The 4925-nt window shown below is 39.7% G+C and carries 2 protein-coding genes; both read right to left on the reverse strand.

Features of this window, described 5'->3' with window-relative positions; all coding sequences use genetic code 11:
• A partial coding sequence (gene secA / locus AC1DSB_RS14385) for a preprotein translocase subunit SecA (RefSeq protein ID WP_477586954.1) occupies positions 1–2013 on the reverse strand: 2013 nt, incomplete at its 3' end.
• A 97-nt stretch (positions 2014–2110) separates the two neighbouring features.
• Positions 2111–4501, reverse strand: coding sequence for an EAL domain-containing protein (locus AC1DSB_RS14390; RefSeq protein ID WP_477586955.1), 2391 nt, complete (start codon positions 4499–4501; stop codon positions 2111–2113).
• Between the last annotated feature and the right edge of the window lie 424 nt (positions 4502–4925).

Here is a 4925-nt window from a genome sequence, read left to right on the forward strand (position 1 = left end):
AGTTATGGCACCTTCAGATAGTAAATTTGCTTGAATTGTATCTTCCAGACCTTTATAGTTCCAATCTTCGTGCTTGTCTGAAGCAGTATGAGCTGCAACTGATCGTTCAATAACTTCGTCGATCATCGTTTCTACCAATCCACGCATGTTATCGGTTTCCAGCACTTCCAAACGTTCTTTATAAATGATTTCACGTTGTTGACGTAAAACATCATCATATTGAAGCAATCGTTTACGTGCATCAAAGTTATTTCCTTCGACACGTTTTTGTGCTGATTCAACCGCACGTGTCACCATTTTCGACTGGATTGGCTGAGAATCATCCATACCCAATCGAGACATCATAGCACGCATATTGTCCGAACCGAAACGGCGCATCAAATCATCTTCCATTGATAAATAGAACTGAGTCACACCAGGATCGCCTTGGCGTCCTGAGCGTCCACGAAGCTGGTTGTCAATACGACGGGATTCATGTCGTTCTGTACCTWTGACAGCTAATCCACCAACTTCGATGACACCTTCACCAAGTTTGATGTCTGTTCCACGTCCAGCCATGTTCGTAGCAATCGTTACAGATCCTTTATGGCCAGCAGTTGTGATGATTTCAGCTTCACGTTCATGATTTTTCGCATTCAGTACATTGTGGCGAATTCCATGTTTTGTCAACAAGTTCGAAATAATTTCAGAAGTTTCGATAGCCACTGTACCAACAAGAACTGGTTGACCAGCTTTGTGTCGTTGTGCAATATCTTCCGCTACGGCTTTATATTTACCTTCCATTGAAGCGTAAATTAAATCAGCACGATCATCACGTCCAATGACACGATTCGTTGGAATGGCAATGACATTCATATTGTATATATTGCGGAATTCTTCTTCTTCGGTTTTGGCTGTACCCGTCATCCCAGAAAGTTTTTCGTACATACGGAAATAGTTCTGGAATGTAATGGTTGCCATGGTCATCGATTCATTTTGAATCTCAAGGCCTTCTTTCGCTTCAATCGCTTGATGAAGTCCATCCGAATAACGGCGACCTTTCATCAGACGTCCTGTAAAGGAGTCAACAATTACGACGTTGCCTTCTTGAACCACATAATCAACATCGTTATGCATACTTGCATGTGCCTTCAAGGACTGGTTAATGGCATGGTTTAAGCGAACATGTGTTAAATCGAATAAATTGTCGATTCCAAACGCTTTTTCAACCTTTTCAATTCCTGCCTCTGTTAATACGACACCTTTAGTCGACTCATCATATGAAAAGTCTTCTTCCTTACGAAGTACACGGACAAGAGCATTTGATTGTTGGTAAAGTTGAGCAGATTTTGCTGCTTGTCCTGAAATAATCAATGGCGTCCGTGCTTCATCAATTAAAATGGAATCGACTTCATCGATTACTGCATAATAGAGTGGTCGCTGAACATGTTCTTCTTTGTACAACACCATATTGTCACGTAAGTAGTCGAATCCAAGTTCGTTGTTTGTTGAATACGTAATATCAGCTGCATACGCTTCACGTTTCTCGTCCTTATTCAAACTGTTTAAATTCAATCCAACAGTTAATCCTAAGAAATTATACAACTGACCCATTTCGGCAGCATCACGGCTTGCCAAGTACTCATTGACCGTAACCACATGAACTCCTTTTCCAGTGATGGCATTTAAATAAACAGCCATAGTGGACGTCAACGTCTTCCCTTCACCGGTTTTCATCTCTGAAATATTGCCTTCATGAAGTGCAGCCGCACCCATAATTTGAACGCGGAAAGGATACATACCAAGAACTCGTTTGGCTGCTTCCCGAACTACTGCGAATGCCTCCGCTTGAATTTCCGATAAATCGGAACCACTTTCCAATCGCCCTATAAATTCATCAGTCTTAGCACGTAACTGATCATCAGTTAATGCTTCCATGTCTTTTGCAAACGCCTCTACTTGATCGGCAACTTTTTCTAATCTTTTTAAATCACGCTTATTTAAGTCAAATACTTTATTTAATACTCCAAGCATTTAAATTCACTTCCCATATAGTCTCAAGGTTTTTTTATATAGTCTCAAGGTTTATTTTACCACTGCAACTATAGGGGTGCAAATGACGGCTATATCTCTACAGTGTTTGTCTATCTTTTAGAAAATCATGCAGTTGTGTCCAGTTCAAAGGTTTGCTGCCATAAAACCCTTGAATGACATCTGCATTCAAAGCCTTTATTAAGAAGAGCTGTTTTTGTGTTTCCACCCCTTCTGCAACTACGTTGAACCCTAAATCGTGGGACAAGTCAATGACGGACTTAATAATCGCCTGCACACGCGAATCATTCTCCATTTTCTGAACAAATGAACGGTCAATTTTTACACGGTTTATCGGTAAAATACGCAAATAATTTAATGAGGAATAACCTGTTCCGAAATCATCAAGCGCAATGGAAATGCCCATTTCTCGAATTTTTTCGAGCGTTTCCAACACTTCTTCTCCACCCTCAATAAAGATGGACTCAGTTATCTCGATTTCGATGAGGCCAGGATCTACATGATATTTATTCAACAACGTTTTCAAGAGATGAATGAAGGATGTTTCCCGTAGTTGAATCGTACTGACATTGATCGCTACAGACGACACATGTGGGTATTCCTTATGAATACTCTTAATTTCGCGAATGGCTGTTTCAAGTACCCAATCACCTATCTCCTGAATTTTCCCAGACTCTTCCGCCACGGGAATAAACTCGGCAGGAGAAATCATTCCCCATTCTGGATGTCGCCACCGCAGCAATGCTTCCAGACTTTCGGTATTGCCTGTTTTTAGGTTGAACTGTGGTTGGTAAACGAGTGAAAGTTGATTGTACTTGATGGCCTCACGTAAACCTTGCTCCATCATATGCTGTTTTTCGAATGCTTCCTTCATTTCATAATTGAAATAGAGGACTCTGTTTCTTCCTACTGCTTTTGCTTTATAAAGTGCGGTATCTGCATTGATTAGTAATTGCTCACATGATTGAGCATCCGTGGGATAAAGTGAAACTCCTATGGAAGAAGTCACAAAAAACGCTTGTTCATTCAAATAAAATGCTTTTGCGAATGAAGTATGTATTGCAGTAAGGGTTGCTCGGACACCCGGGAATTTGTCTTTTTTGGAATGTAGCAAGACAATGAATTCATCCCCACTGAAGCGACCAAAGCAGCTGTTTTCTGGCAATAAGTCTTTTATCCGATGTGCTACTTGTACTAATAGAGAATCCCCGTAAGCATGTCCTTTCGAATCATTGATTTGTTTAAAATGATCAAGGTCAATAAATGCCACGGTTATCATCTGATCGGAATCGGTTAATTCTTCAATCCATCCAGCAAGTTCACGTTCAATCGAAAAACGGTTTGGCAAGTTCGTTAATGAGTCAAATCTTGCCTGATAGTCAATTTCTTGTACTTGTAGGTTTAGCAAATTGCCCATCTGCTCGATAGATTGTGCAATTTCACCAATTTCGTCCTTACTTTTGATCCCCATTTTAGCGACTAAATTACCTTGTTCCATTTGACGGACATGCTTCACAATGGTCGGTAAGTCTTTTAACATGGAGCGAAGCAACCAGGATAAGGTGATTAAAATAAGAATTGCTGCGATGATCCATGATATACCGATGATTCGCCCAAAAACTGCAAGTGGTTGGGTAACTGTTTTTTCGGGTGCATAACTAATCATTTGCCACCCAGTACTATCAATTTTTCGTGTTTCCACATAAAAGTTTCCTTTTGATGTTTTAACTAACTCGAATACATTTTCAGCGAGTGCAATGTTTTCGAATTCACTATTAATGTTGTCAGAGTCAAATAACGTTTGCCCTGTCTCCGTCAGTAAAATATGCTTGTTTTCCTTTGTTTCATATGAGCCTATCAATTTAGGAATCGTATCCAGGTGCATGTCCAAACCAAAATAACCGAGACGTCTCCCCTCTGATTCGACTGGATAAATGACACTCACGGTTAATTCCTTAGTTGTGTAATCGACATAAAGATCTGAGTATGATAAGCCTTCTGCTTCATTCGCTTTTTTAATCCACGGTCGTTTATGTATATCATAAGCGGCATCGGTAATATATCCATTATCTGCAAGTAAAAAATTCGGCTCAAGGAAGGCCATCCATACCAAACCTACACCATCTGTATTTTCTTGTACTCTTGTCATAAGCTGATTTGCTTGCTGATATATATTTGACTCCTTTACATTTTCCCGTTCAATTGAAGATTCCATAAGTTCCCGTACATCTTCAAGTTCTCCAAGTTGTTTTGTAATTTCACTTTTACTACTTAACAACGTGGAGATTTGCTGAACCACCAATTCGTTTTCAAGGGCCAATTCTTCTTCCATTTGTGATTCAAATAAGTTTTTTGAATAATTGTATGAAAAAGAGGCCATCACAAAGAGGATTGGGATGACAATTGCACTCATGGCAAATAACACTTTCCCACGAAATCCAAGTCTTTTCCAARATCGACTTTTCTTCATCCAATCCCCTCCCCTATTTAAGTGAAGTACCTAGCAATTAATAATGTAATAATTCGCTTCATTCGAGTGAATTCCTCCTCAATCGACAAATAAATCAATTTTAAAGGCTATGTTCAGCAATACTGTTGCTTTTGTCCGTTTGTACTAGGCATTCTGGCGCAAATCATTTTTTAACATCAACTGCATTTATACAAATCATAATTTTTACTGCTGTTAAATGATGCTGATGTTTATCGCCATTCGCGCTAGCCGCATGAGCCAACATGAAGTGGGTCATGAAGGTGTTGCCACAAAATTTCTCGCATTGCATTTTGCAACGAGTAACCGGAGACTCAGGACAAGGCGTTTTTAACCTTCTTCCCCTGGAATGCAGGCGCAAATACACTCTTTCTTATCAACAGCTTTATTTTGCTTAATAAATAAA

It is taken from the genome of Paenisporosarcina sp. P4_E4_2 (genome assembly GCF_056401595.1).